The sequence below is a fragment of the Lysinibacillus canaveralius genome, assembly GCF_047301505.1.
Taxonomy (GTDB): domain Bacteria; phylum Bacillota; class Bacilli; order Bacillales_A; family Planococcaceae; genus Lysinibacillus_B.
The window spans coordinates 3911381-3926613 of the sequence record NZ_CP154840.1; the positions used below are offsets into that span (position 1 = coordinate 3911381).

General features: G+C 36.8%; 12 protein-coding genes. 5 read left to right on the plus strand and 7 right to left on the minus strand.

Annotated elements, in window-relative coordinates; genetic code table 11:
- Window positions 1-13: 13 nt before the first annotated feature.
- Window positions 14-739, plus strand: coding sequence for a FadR/GntR family transcriptional regulator (locus AA0Y26_RS19795; protein WP_413363731.1), 726 nt, complete (start codon window positions 14-16; stop codon window positions 737-739).
- Window positions 740-1518: 779 nt separating this feature from the next.
- Complete coding sequence (locus AA0Y26_RS19800) at window positions 1519-3564, plus strand: methyl-accepting chemotaxis protein (protein ID WP_413363732.1); 2046 nt, start codon at window positions 1519-1521, stop codon at window positions 3562-3564.
- Window positions 3565-3724: 160 nt separating this feature from the next.
- Here the strand turns inward: AA0Y26_RS19800 and AA0Y26_RS19805 are convergent, their stop codons facing one another.
- Window positions 3725-4693, minus strand: a complete 969-nt coding sequence (locus AA0Y26_RS19805; RefSeq protein WP_413363733.1) for a tRNA dihydrouridine synthase — start codon at window positions 4691-4693, stop codon at window positions 3725-3727.
- Window positions 4694-5013: 320 nt separating this feature from the next.
- The gene (nadX, locus tag AA0Y26_RS19810) at window positions 5014-5793 is read right to left on the minus strand and encodes an aspartate dehydrogenase (protein WP_413363734.1); all 780 of its coding nucleotides are present in this window, start codon (window positions 5791-5793) and stop codon (window positions 5014-5016) included.
- Between the two features lie 199 nt (window positions 5794-5992).
- Between nadX and AA0Y26_RS19815 the strand changes: the two genes are divergently transcribed.
- A complete protein-coding gene (locus AA0Y26_RS19815; RefSeq protein ID WP_413363735.1) occupies window positions 5993-6433 on the plus strand; it encodes a YtoQ family protein in 441 nt (146 codons plus the stop codon).
- A gap of 245 nt (window positions 6434-6678) precedes the next feature.
- Here the strand turns inward: AA0Y26_RS19815 and AA0Y26_RS19820 are convergent, their stop codons facing one another.
- The 3 genes from AA0Y26_RS19820 to AA0Y26_RS19830 form a co-directional block, all read right to left on the minus strand.
- On the minus strand, window positions 6679-7362 hold the full coding sequence (locus AA0Y26_RS19820) for a type 1 glutamine amidotransferase domain-containing protein (RefSeq protein WP_413363736.1): 684 nt from the start codon (window positions 7360-7362) through the stop codon (window positions 6679-6681).
- A gap of 1287 nt (window positions 7363-8649) precedes the next feature.
- Window positions 8650-9903, minus strand: coding sequence for an S-layer homology domain-containing protein (locus tag AA0Y26_RS19825; protein ID WP_413363737.1), 1254 nt, complete (start codon window positions 9901-9903; stop codon window positions 8650-8652).
- Window positions 9904-10207: 304 nt separating this feature from the next.
- Window positions 10208-10504: a His/Gly/Thr/Pro-type tRNA ligase C-terminal domain-containing protein gene (locus AA0Y26_RS19830; protein ID WP_413363738.1), complete on the minus strand. Its 297-nt coding sequence runs from the start codon at window positions 10502-10504 to the stop codon at window positions 10208-10210.
- A gap of 434 nt (window positions 10505-10938) precedes the next feature.
- Between AA0Y26_RS19830 and AA0Y26_RS19835 the strand changes: the two genes are divergently transcribed.
- On the plus strand, window positions 10939-11994 hold the full coding sequence (locus tag AA0Y26_RS19835; protein WP_413363739.1) for an acyltransferase family protein: 1056 nt from the start codon (window positions 10939-10941) through the stop codon (window positions 11992-11994).
- Window positions 11995-12043: 49 nt separating this feature from the next.
- Here the strand turns inward: AA0Y26_RS19835 and AA0Y26_RS19840 are convergent, their stop codons facing one another.
- Window positions 12044-12754, minus strand: a complete 711-nt coding sequence (locus AA0Y26_RS19840; protein WP_413363740.1) for a GDSL-type esterase/lipase family protein — start codon at window positions 12752-12754, stop codon at window positions 12044-12046.
- Between the two features lie 852 nt (window positions 12755-13606).
- Here AA0Y26_RS19840 and AA0Y26_RS19845 point away from each other — a divergent pair.
- Entirely contained in the window at window positions 13607-14047 is a 441-nt protein-coding gene (locus AA0Y26_RS19845) for a hypothetical protein (RefSeq protein WP_413363741.1), read from the plus strand.
- 84 nt (window positions 14048-14131) lie between these two features.
- Here AA0Y26_RS19845 and AA0Y26_RS19850 read toward each other — a convergent pair whose 3' ends face one another.
- Window positions 14132-15229, minus strand: coding sequence for a hypothetical protein (locus AA0Y26_RS19850; protein ID WP_413363742.1), 1098 nt, complete (start codon window positions 15227-15229; stop codon window positions 14132-14134).
- Window positions 15230-15233 lie beyond the last annotated feature (4 nt).

Here is a 15233-nt window from a genome sequence, read left to right on the forward strand (position 1 = left end):
AGTGACATGGATAATGCCACAACCAAAGAAAAAAGCTTATCAAGTAATTGTTGATCAAATAAAGGAAGGTTTTTTAAACGGAGATTTACAGCCCGGGGAAAAACTCCCGACTGAAAGGGAGTTAGCAAGTCGTTTTAATGTAAGTCGGACATCGGTTAGAGAGGCACTTCGGAAGCTGGAGATAAAAGGAGTTCTTGAAATTAAACAAGGCAGCGGCAGCTTTATTAAAGCAACAGAAAGCCATACATTAGGACAAGATCTTTCCTCTACAATCATAAAAACTGAAAAAAAACTAGTATATGAAATGCTAGAGCTTCGGCAGGCACTTGAGGTAGAATGTGCCTTTTTAGCTTCACGACGAGCCACTTCTGAAGATTTAGAACAAATTCGCCAAGCATTAGAAATGATGGCTCAAGCGAAGCAGGATGTAGAGTTAGGAATTCAGGCTGACTTAAGTTTCCACATTAATATTGTTCTTGCTTCACACAATTCAATATTTCTACAATTATTCCAAACACTCAGCAAACATATGCAGGACACGATCCGCGCTACAAGAAGCCAACGTTTGAAAGATCCAGAACGTACGCAAGAAACGATTGATGAACACAAAGAAATTTACTTGGCAATTGCAGCTGGGGATGCAGACCAGGCTAAACAGCTCATGGAAAGGCATATTACAAAAATAAGGCGGGAATTAACAGAATCACTCTTAATCCATATTGGGGAACAATACGAGTAAAATCGATTTATTATAAAATTAGCGGAGCTTCCTGGCAAACAGGAAATAAGTTTTAAGACAAATAAATGTAGCAAGGAATAAAGAGAGCATTCCTTTTTATATGCCCAAAGACTAAAGGCAAAATTAATATACTATTTATACTTTCCAGCTCTTGTTCCTGAAGGAATGTTTCCTGATTTCTATGAAGAGTAAATAAACGAATATTCCCATGCAAGGACCCGGATTCACAGTAGATTGAATCCGGGATACTATCAAGAAGGAATTAGCTTGAAATAGAAAAAATTTATTTTAATAGTGATTCGCCTTGAAAGGGTAATTTTTATTTTGCCGAGTCGAGTTTATTTCGTTTTACACTGCTGCTTCTAACCATGCGGCAACTTAGCTGTGAGGAAAAAATAACATCTCAAACAAATATATTAGGAGTATGAGTTTTAGAATTATATATTCAAACTACATAAGAACGTCTTTTTATAGCTAACATTCTTAACCCTCTACATGCAGCACCCTTAGTTGTACAGTTGGATTTTCAGCCCCCTTCTCATTAATTCCTGCTAAAATTTTATCCTCAAATTTTCTATCATCCAACCAGACCATTTATTTTAAAAAAGAATACCGGAATAGTAATATTAGTTCGAAAATTATAACTATTAGATATTTACTATGTTTTTCTCCTATTCAAATAGACAAAAGACCTATACCCATATATACTTCTATCTGTATTGAAATTCCTATTTTTAGGAATCGAGGTAAATATATATGTTAAAGGAAGATGTGAACAAGTGAACTTTTTAAAAAATTTATCTTTAAAAGCAAAATGGATGATGTTTATTTCCTTTGCTATCGTGATAGCAGTCGGAATTACAGTCATTTTTACTCAGTGGACTGTACGTAATATTTTAGATGAAGAAAATCGGCAAGCCTCTACTGACAGTGCTAAAAATGCAGTTGAGCAAGTATCGTTAGGTTTACTGAACTATGAAACAAGTGTTTTACAATTTGGTCAAGTTGTTGAAACGATTTTAAATAATGAGCAAGTTGATTATTCGCAAATCGATAAAATCACCAACACATTAAAAAGCCAAAACAACGACTACTTCTCAGTCTACTTTATGGATTTCGAAACTACTAAAATACATATGACGCCTCAAATTGATTATGATTGGAACGTTCGTGATTCTCAAACATTCGCAAAGCTAACTGCAAACCCAAGCTTACAATGGGTGGATGTTTATTTAGATACAGGGGTAAACAAACTAATGACTTCTGTTATTGCGCCAGTGTTTAAAAACGAACAGCTTGTAGGAGCAGTCGGCTATGACATAGACTTCTCAACAATTGGCGCAATTCGTGAAGGCATTGAAGACGGGGCATCCTCAAAATTAATGATAGTCGATCCAAATGGCCTGATAGTTTCTTCATTTATTGAAGACGGGGACGGGAAAAACATTAATGCTGAAAATTCCGGTAAGATTGAAGGAGTATCAGATTTGTTGGACCCCAGCAAATTAGCAACAGAATTCAAATGGCTCTCAGATGCTGGCAGCGGAAATAAAGAAGTGGAACAGTTTGAATGGGCAGGTGTGAATTATGCAGGTGAAATTCAAACGATTGAAAAAAATAAGTGGCAAATCATTTCTTTAGTTGACACTAATAATTACGCAGAGAAATTGAAGGATTTCGTCATGGCTGGTTGGATTTCAATGGCTATTGGGCTGCTAATCGGTTGTCTATTTGCCTATTTTATGGCACGTAAATTAGTCGGGATTTTTGATCGCTTTAAAAAGGTATTCGAAAAAACAGCAAGCGGGGATTTTGTTTCACGTTTTGAAACAAATTCAAAGGACGAAATTGCAGATTTGGCAAATCACTACAACCACATGCTGGATCAAGTGCGAGACTTAATAGTACAAGTAAATGAAAACACAAATAAAATCCGACATTCCTCTAATAGTTTAGCCATTATTGCAAAAGAGAATGAACAAGCATTAAATAATGTATCCAATAGTATCGAAGAGATCGCTATGAATACTAGTACACAAGCAGAAAAAATGCAGGATGGTTCTACAGCCACTCATGTATTAGCAGATCGTATCGAATCAATTGAAATGAAATCTCAGCAAATGGTAGATGATGCGAATGAAGCGCTGGTAGAAGTGCATACAAGCATTGATAAAGTACAACAACTAGAACAGTCTTACACGAATCTAGAAAGCGCGTTCAATGAAGTAACGATTGTAACTGGCAATTTAGATGAAAAAACGAAGTCTATTTCGGAAGTTACAAATGTAATTGCTCAAATTACTGAACAAACTAACTTACTGGCACTTAATGCATCAATTGAAGCTGCCAGAGCCGGAGAACATGGGAAAGGCTTTGCCGTTGTAGCAGATGAAGTAAGAAGTTTAGCGGAAAGTTCAAAAGCAGCGACAAGGAATATTCAACAAATCATCGTAAGCATTTTAGAGGATACACAGCAGCTGGTCCAAGTAATGAAGCAAACAAACGAGATTAGTGAAGAACAAAAAATAGCTGTTGAAACGGTAGATAATGCAATTATACAGCTTTCAAATACATTGGAAAATATGAAAGTATCTATTTCTAATACGATGGAAAATGTGTTGACTATGCAGCAGCAAAAAAATGTCGTTCTATCGTCGATGGAAATGGTCAATGAAATGACAGCGGAAGTCACAGCTGAAACACAGGAAATTGCAAGTTCAATCGAGGAACAAACATCAGCCACTTCTGAAGTAACTATTCATGCAAATCATTTACAGGACCAAGTCGAAAGATTAACCGGCTCAGTTTCAAAATTTAAGCTATAAATAAAACCCTTACAAACAGTGAACACTGTTTGTAAGGGTTTTATTCGGGTTAATCGAGAGCATGAACTTCTACTTGAAAATTTTCAATACAAAATCAAATTCATGTTATTACCCTAGAGATGCATCAACGCTATTTCTTATCTCATTCTCCCGCCTTGAATTAATCCATCTGGTTTGCTTCAAAGCTATCCAGCAAAGCGCGTACTTCATCTGTTGATTTTGTGTTCATCAATTGATTTCGAAGCTCGCCTGCGCCGCGGAACCCTTTGACATATATTTTGAAGAAACGGTGAAGTCCTGTGACTGAACGCGGTAATTCTTCTATATATTGATCATGGAGATCAAGCTGTAATCTTAGCAGATCCAGGTACTCTTTTGTGCTATGCTCTTTCGGCTCTTTTTCAAAGGCAAATGGATTTTTAAAAATACCGCGCCCAATCATCACACCATCGACACCATATTTTTCAACAAGTTCTAAGCCCATTTGACGATCTAAAATATCACCATTAATCGTTAGCAGCGTGTTCGGGGCGATTTCGTCACGCAATGCCTTAATTTCCGGAATCAGCTCCCAGTGGGCATCTACAGCGCTCATTTCTTTTCTTGTACGTAAATGGATGGAAAGATTCGCGATATCTTGCTTTAGAATATGCGTCAGCCATTCCTTCCACTCATCGACTTCCTTATAACCAAGGCGGGTTTTCACGCTTACAGGCAGCCCGCCAGCCTTTGCTGCTTGAATCAATTCAGCAGCAACATCGGGGCGAAGGATAAGACCGCTGCCTTTTCCTCTTTGTGCAACATTCGGTACAGGACAACCCATGTTAATATCAATACCTTTAAAGCCCATCTCAGCCATACCGATACTCATTTTGCGGAAATTTTCCGGACTATCTCCCCAAATATGTGCTACCATCGGCTGTTCATCTTCTGTAAATAGCAACCGTCCACGAACACTTTTTGTGCCCTCTGGATGACAATAGCTCTCCGAATTTGTGAACTCTGTAAAAAATACGTCCGGTCTGCCAGCTTTCGCGACAACATGACGGAATACAGTATCCGTTACATCTTCCATTGGTGCAAGTACAAAAAACGGCTTCGGTAAGTCCTGCCAGAAATTTTCTTTCATCTTTATTCAAATCCTCTCAAAACAGGATGCAGCATGTTACTGATCCCCCAATTTTTAAATTAAGCTCTCATATGGAGCATCTATATAGTAATTCACGATTTTTAAAACCAAATCATTATTATAGTATAACCGGGTTATCATCGCTATAGCATCATGCATCAAAAATCACTATTCCATTTTATACTTTTCATAAGTTTCCTTCTACCATATTGGCTTAATTCTAAAACAAAACACACGGACAGCACATGACTGTCCGCGTGTTTATACATCCCCGCTCTCTATTGTTACTATTTTACTTTGGAAACGGCTCTTTTAACAAATTATCCACCGATTTTTAGCTTGTCATCGATTCTATTCAGCGTCCCCAGAATACTCATAGCAGCTAAATAACTCGTCTTGGGATTTTCCGGCAGTGGATTATTTTTAATTGTAAATGCTGCTTCCCCAAAGTCACCTGTCACTTCCACATGGTGCACATTTTTATCGATATGCGGATCAGCAATAAGGCACACGCTTGTTTTCTCCAACCCTATTCCTGCCAAGGAAAGGATAATTGAGACATTCATATTTTTGGGAAACTGCTGAATCGCATCAATAGCTTTCCCTTCAAACACAATTTTAGGTTCATCGATGTCTTCAGTAATTAAAGATCCAGCGGGTTTGCGGGTTGTCAACGAAACACTTGTTACTGCACCAAGCGCGTTCCCATTCTGTAGTAAATCCAAGCCGCCGACAGCACCTGAAGGCAGGTACATCTCATTTTTGTACGTATCAGTTAGATACCCCATCTCTGCCAGCAGCCCCTCATCTGCAAGTGCACCGACACTAATTAGTACAACATCTTTTCGTTTAATAACCCTTGGCACTAAAGCTTTCACCGCATTTATATCTGCTGCCTCCACTACAAGGTCAATTTCTGAATCAAGAAATGCCTCGAGGTCCGTAAACAATTCCACCCCAAAATCCGCTTCTAATAACTGATACTTTTTCTTATCCCTTACGAAAATACTTTTAATGTGTAAGTTTTTCTGCTGCTTTTGATTGAGCTCTTCTAACAAGAAATGTGCGATTGCTCCCGCCCCAATTAAACCGATATTCATCTTTGGTCTCCTTACTCGTGATGATATAAAATTTCATCTGGTTACTTTTATATTTTTTGCATTCTGATTTATCTCTTTTACAACCATATCATAACTTCAGCAACATATTCTTCATCCGGACTTTTATGAGGTTTACTTTAAAAACTCTGTTAAGTTGGGTACTATTTAATGGAAGCAAAATAGTATGGGAGGAATAAAAATGGAACTTACGGTTTATTTAGCAGGACAGATTCATGATGATTGGCGAGAAGAAGTAGCACGAAAAGCAAAGGAAAAAAATCTTCCGCTGCATTTCGTAGGCCCACAGACAAACCACGACCGTTCAGACAATATTGGTGAAGAGATTTTAGGAAAACAGCCTTCCAATCTTTATAAAGACGATGCAGCCTCTGATATAAATAACTTCAGAACACAAGTATTAATGCAGAAAGCGGACATCGTCATTGCCTTGTTTGGTGAAAAGTATAAACAATGGAATACCGCACTGGACGCAAGCACAGCCATCGCGATGAACAAGCCGACAATTATTATCCGGCCTGAATCATTAATTCACCCTTTAAAGGAACTTTCAAACAAAGCCAATGTAACCGTAAAAACGGTTGATCAGGCAATCGATGTTATCAGCTATATTTTTGAATGATAGCAGGGTTAAAAACCAGTGGCAGGTATATGTTAAATAACAGTTCTAATCTAGCAATTTCCTTTGTTTAACAAGATATATCTGCACCTTATATAAGAATAAAGCCCGGATTTGTCATCGGACAAAACCGGGCTACTATTGAATTAGAATCGAAAATCAGAAGTGCTTGTTTTGGATGAAGCCGGTCCTGAATAGAAACTTTCCCATTTCAAGGTTCCATCCCAGTAGGACACCTTTTAGATTCCCTATTTATTTCTCTTTTCAAGTGCATTCACTAACTCTTCACCCATTAATTCAGAGGAAAATGGGTCACGGCTTGTAACAATTTGCTCATCTGCCCAAACCGCATAAGCTTTTTGCTTTAAATCCCCTTTATCATATTGAGCAATTTTCATCATTTCCTGTTCTAGGCTAAATGGAAGAATATCTAGTAAGCCTCCAGGTTCGATTTCATCCGGATAACCTGTAACTTTTTTTCCTTCTATAATACTTTTACCATCAGGTCGTATAGTCCAAATAAGGGGGGCTGGACCGTGGCATTCAGCAGCAACTATTCCTCCATTATCATAAATGTTATTAATTATATGATGTAAATCTTCATTTTTGGCAAGGTCATACATTGCGCCGTGACCACCAACCACTAATACAACATCATATTCTTTGGGATTTATATCAGAGAGTTTCTTTGTGCTGTCTGCACGTCCTGATTCATATAAAGCCTTATAAGTTCCCGCTGGATCGTATTCAGGTAAAAAACTCGTTTGGTCTACAGTAGGTTTTCCTCCTAATGGAGATGCTAGATTCACCTCATGTCCTGCTTTTTCTAATGCTTCAAGAGGAGCAAAAAGCTCTTCTCCCCACCATCCTGTTTCATACTTATTTTCCTCATCCTTATATCCACTTGATAAGACCGCTAAAATTTTTGCCATATACTTTCCTCCATTCTTTTATGCTTTTCTCCAAAGTTCTCTCATTATGGGTACTTTGTCTAGATTCATCATATGGTTTCCCGATTTATCAGCTGTATACATCCTCTTGCTTTATCCTTCATACTTATAAGTTTTGCTGCCCTGTCCTTTACACTCCAACTTCTTTCGTCTTATCTTACTTGTACGGATCTGCCGTTTTAAGAGGCTCACCCTGTTACTACTGCCTCGCGTTTCATATTTCATTATACGAATGACAACAAGACCCGGCTTGATCTAACTGACCAAAGATTATCTCAGCGCCTTTCTCTTTTCCCCTCCAACTGGACGTGTAATCATTTACTTTTCTATGGAAAATTCGGGTTGCGAAGATAAAATCCTAAACAAGCTGTTCCCCTTCTAAATTTTGATACATCGACTAATAAGTAAACTCCATTTCCAGTTCAATTATCATGTTTATCTATCTGTTGATTGTTAATTTCCTGGTGATATAACAGCTGAGATATTGAAAACATCAGGTATGGCTAATGAATAAAAGGTAATCAAATTTTACGAAAGAGTAGAAGTCCTGATTTTGCGTTGGGTTATTAGTGAGCAGAAAAGAAAAAATCCCGGACTCCTATTAAGGAAAAACCGGGAAATTATTGATCCAAAACGGGACATCGAGAATGTTGGCTTTAATGAAAACCGGTCCTGAATCATAAGCTTTTATTTTGCTGAGAAATCGATTAATTTTGTTTTGTATCAGCGAGCTCAAGCCATGCAGCTGCTGCATAATGTGCGGAGTGTATGTGGCAACAAATTGGTGTTGGTGGTTTTGATTATATAGGCCCAATTCCTTTTAGTGGAATCGAGCCTTTTTCTTAGCATTATTAGGTTGGCATGACCTAATCGCATAAAGCAAGTGTAACAAAAATACGAATATGTATATTTCGCGCTTGAAATGTAAGCTGCTTTGTAACTGGAAAATTGAGCCGTTTTCTTCGGCAAGATAAACTTAGCAGCATGTTCTTCGGTAGGTTTTCCATCGAGCCTCTGCGGGCATAATTCTCGCATTAAAAGCGTAGCAACAAGGATTAAACGCCCAAACTGGGGTATCATGATGCCCGGCACTCCAAATAAAGCCAAGGTGTTCATCTGAAAAAGACGAGTATGTTAGGCGGCTCACTGGATCAATTAATAAATGGCTCAATATTCGGTTGCGATATACAAATATGCCGTATTACTATCTTATTAGTTTCACCTATAGAAAAAGAGACACCATTAAGCGCCTCTTACACTTACATACTTTTATTTGCTTAACCCTTTTTCATAAAGTCGATAAATAATAACTGCTAATTGCGCTCTTGATGTGGAATCATTAGGGCCAAATCGTCCATCACGGTAGCCATTTAAAATTCCTTCTTGTTTCATAGTTTCAATTGCTTCATATGCCCAATGATTATGGTCTACATCTATAAATAAATTCATTTGATTATTTTTAGGATGACTATAAAAACCTGCATTATAAATTATTTGTGCCAATTGCGCTCTAGTTACAATAGCATCAGGAGAGAAACGTCCATTGCCAATTCCATTCATAATTTTATGTTGGGCAACTAAATTAATTACATCTTGAGCCCAATGATCTTGATTAACATCACTAAATGAAATCTTTTCATTTGTTGGAGTCAGCTCTAAAAAATTACTTATGATTTTAGCGGCTTGAGCCCTTGTTATTGACTTATTTGGCTTATATGTTCCATCAAGATAGCCAGAAATCCAACCCTTTTCTGCTAAAAACATAATTTCTTTTTCAGCCCAATGCCCTATTACATCTCGGAATTTTTTAGTATCATATTGAGTTAAATTCCATACGTCTATTAACTCGCCTACTTTATTTCGATAGTATTCACCACCCAAATGATTATATCCGGCTTCGGCAATATCGTATAGATAATCTTTGGCTGCCTTCTCCAAACTCCAACCATATTTAATTCTTTCTTCATAATTTGTTTTTGCGAAACGATATCTTTGATTTAATAGTAAGTTTCCTGCTAAATAATCAACCGCTTCTTTATAAGAATTAAACGTACGATACCAGTTATCTTTTCTTTTACTTTCGTCGAATACTTTCCGATCATATCCATAATCAACTAAAACAGGTACCGGCTCATAATCTTCATCAGGTTGCCCTTTTAGTTGCCAAGCATTTTCCGGGTTATATCCCCATACTTTTATGCCAAAAAAATTATTCGCATTTATAGCTATTCTTGTTGTTCCATAACCACTTTCAAGAATTGCCATGCCAATAATGACACTAACAGGGATTCCCCATTCTCCATTTGCCTCTATTGTAGGAATAGAAATTGTATCAATAAAACTTTCTTTCGTTTCAGTAGATAGATTTGAATATATAGATAGGTAAGCGTTACTATTTCTACCTAGCTGTGCATCTTCAAATGGCAAGGGGTTAATTTTTGATGCACTTGACACCATCAAGTTTATGTTTGCAGTCAGCAACAAAATTAGAAGAAATATCGCTATTTTCCTTATATTTTTCAATTATTAATCTCCTTTTATATTAAACTCAAACTATATTAACATAGCAGTTTTTGCTGCTGCTAGAGGGGAATCTCCTATTTTGTTAGTAATAATTCATGGCTATATTTCCGAGGTTTGCATAAGTTCAATTCATTCCTGTAAACAAAAAGAAACCACCATTCATCCTTTAGGGACAAATGATGGTTTGTATTTATTATTCTACTATTTTCTGTGCTCTTAAAAAATTTGAAAGGGTGTTGCTTCTTTAAAAAAGCCCATTGCAAAACATTCTGAAATGGATAATTTCAACAGGCAAACCTTGATTTCAAGGCAATTTCTTCTCCAATATTTCGGCAAGCATTTTGCCCATGAACGCTTGCAAACGATAACTTTGCAATCCCTCCTGTTTAAAGGCGCGAACTGACACGTTACCAGTGTTCTGTTGCTCGTCACCTAGCATTAGGACGTACGATATTTTTTGCACTTGTGCATCACGAATTTTACGACTAATTTTTTCAGTTCGTTTATCAATTGATACATGAATATTTGATTGACATAGCTCTGTCGTCACTTGCTCAACGTACGACGGCGCTTGTACCTCGGACAACCCGATAATTTGCACTTGTTTCGGCGCTAACCAAAGTGGGGATGCGCCGTCAAAATGTTCGATTAATATACCGAGAAATCGATCACCCGAGCCAGATACTGAGCGGTGAATGTCGCTCCGCTAACACGTACATCTGTGCTGATAACAGGTTAAATGATTTTGGTGTTTATCGTCTTTATTGCAGTCGGCGCCCGTTAGTTTCAGGAGGGCTGGCGAATATATTAACTTCTGTTGAACTGCCTGTCGCAATTCTTTCAGCAAGAATTATCTGAGCTGAAACCATCACTTCTGTTCAGTGGTTAGGAATTTCTTTTATAGACACCACAGGAATCCTTTATCCCCGTATTTTACCGTTTATTTAACAATTACATATCTATACTGTTACATTGCGCTATTAGCACGAAAAGAGGGTATATAATAGCAGCATACTTTTTTAGAGGTGTACATTGATGAAGAAAAAACGGATAACGTGGGTGGATATTACGAAAGGATTCTTAATGATCCTTGTCGTCATCGGGCATTATCCAGGAGAGCTCGACTTTCCACTCGCGAAATATATTTATTGGTTTCATATGCCTGCATTTTTCATATTAAGCGGTTTGTTCTTTAAGCCGGTTTTAGATAAAAAAGATATAAAGCCGACGATTCACAAGCGTTTCATGCAATTAATCGTCCCTTACCTATTTTTCCTTGCTAGTATTACACTAGTCCGTTATGGGATGGAGATTTTTTCAGGCAATCGGGTTTTAGAATGGTATCTTAATGACTTATGGACACTTGCCATAGGGGGGCGTTTTATTCGTGAAGCATATGGTGTTTTCTGGTTTGTGACGACATTATTCTTCACATACTTATTATTCATGTGGTTGACGACCTACTTCAATCGGATGAAACAGTTTATGATTCTGGGACTCTTTTATATTATCGCACATTTTGAGAGCATCATCGCTATGAAAGTCATCGGCGGCAAGCCCTCCGAAGCAGCGCAATCGATTCCAATGATTTGGAACATCGATGTTGCGCTGATGGCAATCGTCTATTTTGCAATCGGGTACTATTTCAAAGATCTGTGGATGGATATTTCAAAACGATGGATGAGTACGGCCATGTTCCTGAGTGCGACGGCGGTATTGCTTGATCGCTTCAATATCATCGATTATCGACTGAGTATGAAGTTCTTACGGTATGACCATTTTATATTGGATTTGGTCATTCCCTTATCATTTACAATCGTATTAGTAGGATGCTTCCAGTTGCTCGCAGCAAAACTCTCGCTCAACTGGCTGCAGAAAATAGAAAATCACTCGCTTTCCATTATGTATTTGCATATATTTGCAGATATTATTTTAAATGATTATTTCACGTACGGGCTTATTGGTTACACAACGATTGGGATATTCATTCCTATCATTGTTTCAATTTTAATAAAAAAATTGCTGCCGAACGGGAAAACTCTGCTTGGCGGGTTTTCAATCAAGAAAGAAAAGACACCTATTCCGACGTAAAAAAAAGCTGGACCTCATCTCTGAGGTTCAGCTTTTTATATAATTTATTTTATTTAGAGCGAAGCCTATCGACCCAAACTTCATACCCTTTCCCATTTATATGAAGCCCATCACCTGTGAACTGCTTATCCAGTTGCCCGTTTTTATCGATAAAGCTCGAATGCAGATCGATATACTCAATTCCCTTATCATCCGCAATCTGTTGCAAAATAATATTAAATCGCTTCACTTTGTCATTTGTCACTTCATTTCCGAATAACCCGTTATTCACAGGTAGGATTGATTGAATAGCGAGCCTTGTACCTTTTCCTTCAAACGAATCCACGATTTTCTCGACATTACTTTTAAATACTTCGGCTTCTGTTCCATAACGGATATCATTGACACCAATCATCAAATACGCCTCTTTCGGGTTGCGGTCCACTACTTCCTGTATCCGATTCAATACACCTTCTGTCCAATCATTCCGGATTCCTCGATTCAGCACAACTTCACCGGGAAAGTATTCTTGGAATTCTCCGTAATCGGAAATACTGTCACCAATGAACACTTTATCTATATTACTAATTGACGAATGTTCAAAGACGCTTTTTTTCGTAAAGTAATAGGCGGAATCCTTCTTGGGAGAAGGTGTTGACTGCATTTTTGCTTTAACAAATTCAAATCCACCGATATTTTTCACCACATAGCTTCCTGTTCCTAACAACAGTACATTTAATAGTAATGAAATTATTAATATAATATAACCCTTTTCCAACATAAACACTCCTATTTCTAACTTGGCTCTGGGATGCTATTCCCGCTGAGCAGCCGAACAAAATGCAAAGTTCGCTACGTCCTGTTGCAATGCCTTATTTCCATGCCTCCTGCAGACCCCAACCAATCGGGCTTTTACTGGCAGTTGACCCCCGTATTGACGCAATGCTCTATATATAATTTGAGGCTTTATCGAAGCGCTATACGCTTCGTTATTAGCGATATGCCTCGAAATACCCGAATCAACCGATTTCACTTGTCATGGCAGCAGCATATCATTCACTACCCTATTAAGATTGAACTGTAACATGGCGTATTTTTTCGAATTTAAACATTTGTCTAAATGAAACTCTATGTATTAATCTGGCTCTGTATTGTCCCCAATGGGATGCCATGCTTTTTAGCAAACTTTGCTAGTGTACTTTTGGTTGTTTCTCATATTCCTTTTTAATTTCTCCCCTGTTAACCATGCTGCATGCATCAACACCATCTCCGAAATTCAATAAAAAAAGGGTACTCCGTCGAGTACCTTCCAGAGTGAAGACAAAGTCACTTTTTGACCTTGTCTTTACGTTCTTTCAACTAGTTTTATAAAGGTATGTTTTACTCAGCCTGTCTTGAAAACGCTTGCCAGACAAGGCGCGCCGACGAGCGAAGACACGAATAGAACCTAAGTTCATGAGTGGACGAGCGAGGCAAGCAACGCTGGATGAAAGCGTTTATCAACAGGCTGAAAGGGTACTCCGTCGAGTACCTTCAAATTAACATTAGCTAATATTATTTATTATCTCTTCATCAATTTAATCTGATGTTTCATTCTTTTGTCTGCCTTATTATCACGAATCATTAAAATTACATGGATAACTGGGGAATCCAGAATAAAAAGCATAAGAAAAAATCACCTGGTATATTTACTAATGCCCGAAGAAGTCCAACAATTTTATCGTTACTTTTGTATAAGCGGGTATGGATTTCTCCATTCCTCGATGCCCTAACACAGCAGCTAAACGATTTAGAACTTGAAGCATCAACTACTTACGGTAGTATTGCTGAATTAAAAGAATATGAACTAAGGCAACTTAAAATAAACGAACCTATTACTAAAATTACACCATCAATTTTAGCCCGCTTCATCAAAGTAATAAAAGTAAAAGCAGACGGCCAATTAGAGGTGCATTACCGCAATTCTAAACCGTCTGCTTTTTATGTTTCAACAAATATTAAATTAGATATAGCAAAGACATCCTCTAATAAAGCATACGTGAAAAACACGTTTGCCTTAGGATTAGTCAGTTAGTTCAAGCCACGCCACCGCTTCACAATGCCATGTGTGCTGAGCGTGGAGAAAAAATATAAAAGATGTAGTAGAATCCCTTTAAATTTAATCCAATTGATATTCCGGCGACAAAATAACTCGAGCATTTTTTTGTAAATCACTTCTAACCAAATTCCAATGTTTCCTCACTAATAGCATTTCTTCCTGCAATTCCATACTTTCGAAATAAATAAGTTTATTTAAAATATATTTTTGTTCATCCTTGTCATTTCTTTTATATAATTTAAACCTATCCATCATAAAATCTCCATGCAATAATAGATAATCGATAATTCCATCTATTTCATTTATAAATTCAGGCCGCTTCTTAGCGACAAATTCCCGAGCTATTGTTAAATTTAAAAGTTGGCGAATTGCTGGACTAAAGTAAGTGCTTTTTTTTATCATTTCCTTTTTAAATGTTTCACCTAAAAACAAATAAAAAGAATACATCGAAAATAACAGTATTTTATAGGAATACTCAATACTTTCGTATTGGCTTAATTGATTTTTTGTTTCACTCTTTACTTTAATAAGGCTTTCATTATATTCTAGCATTCTATTCATCGCAAAAGCATCTGCATCAAGCTCAATTGTTTTTCTAAATATTATTTCATTCCTCTTTTTTTCACTTAGTTTATTAATTTCTTGCATAAAGTCCATTTTGTTATAACCTATATGACCGTTATATAGATGACCAACCTCATGACAAATTATATATAATATAGACATTATCTGAAGTCTAAAAACTAAGTCCTTTTTCCCTTCTAAATCAGACTGTATTTCTGGAAAAATTTCTTCCTCTACAACCTTGTAATAAAAATCATACAATACTGTTAAGACCCCAATATTTATACCAATTACATCTATATTATTAATCCTAGTTGTAAATGCATTAATTGTTTTATCATCAACAAAGAAAAAATATAATTTCTTTTTTGTTTTTTTAGGAATTAACTTATTAAAATTTATTAACATTAGCCTAGTTAATTCAAGTACGTATTCTAATAACTTAATACCTTTTTCACCTGTTTCATTGAAACTAAAGGGTTTATATCCATACTTTGTTTCAAGATACATTAAAATATCTTGCTCATCTTTAGCCGAACAAAATATTTCTTCATCTTTCAATTTATTAATTAACTTTCGTATTTGTTTAAACATTTAT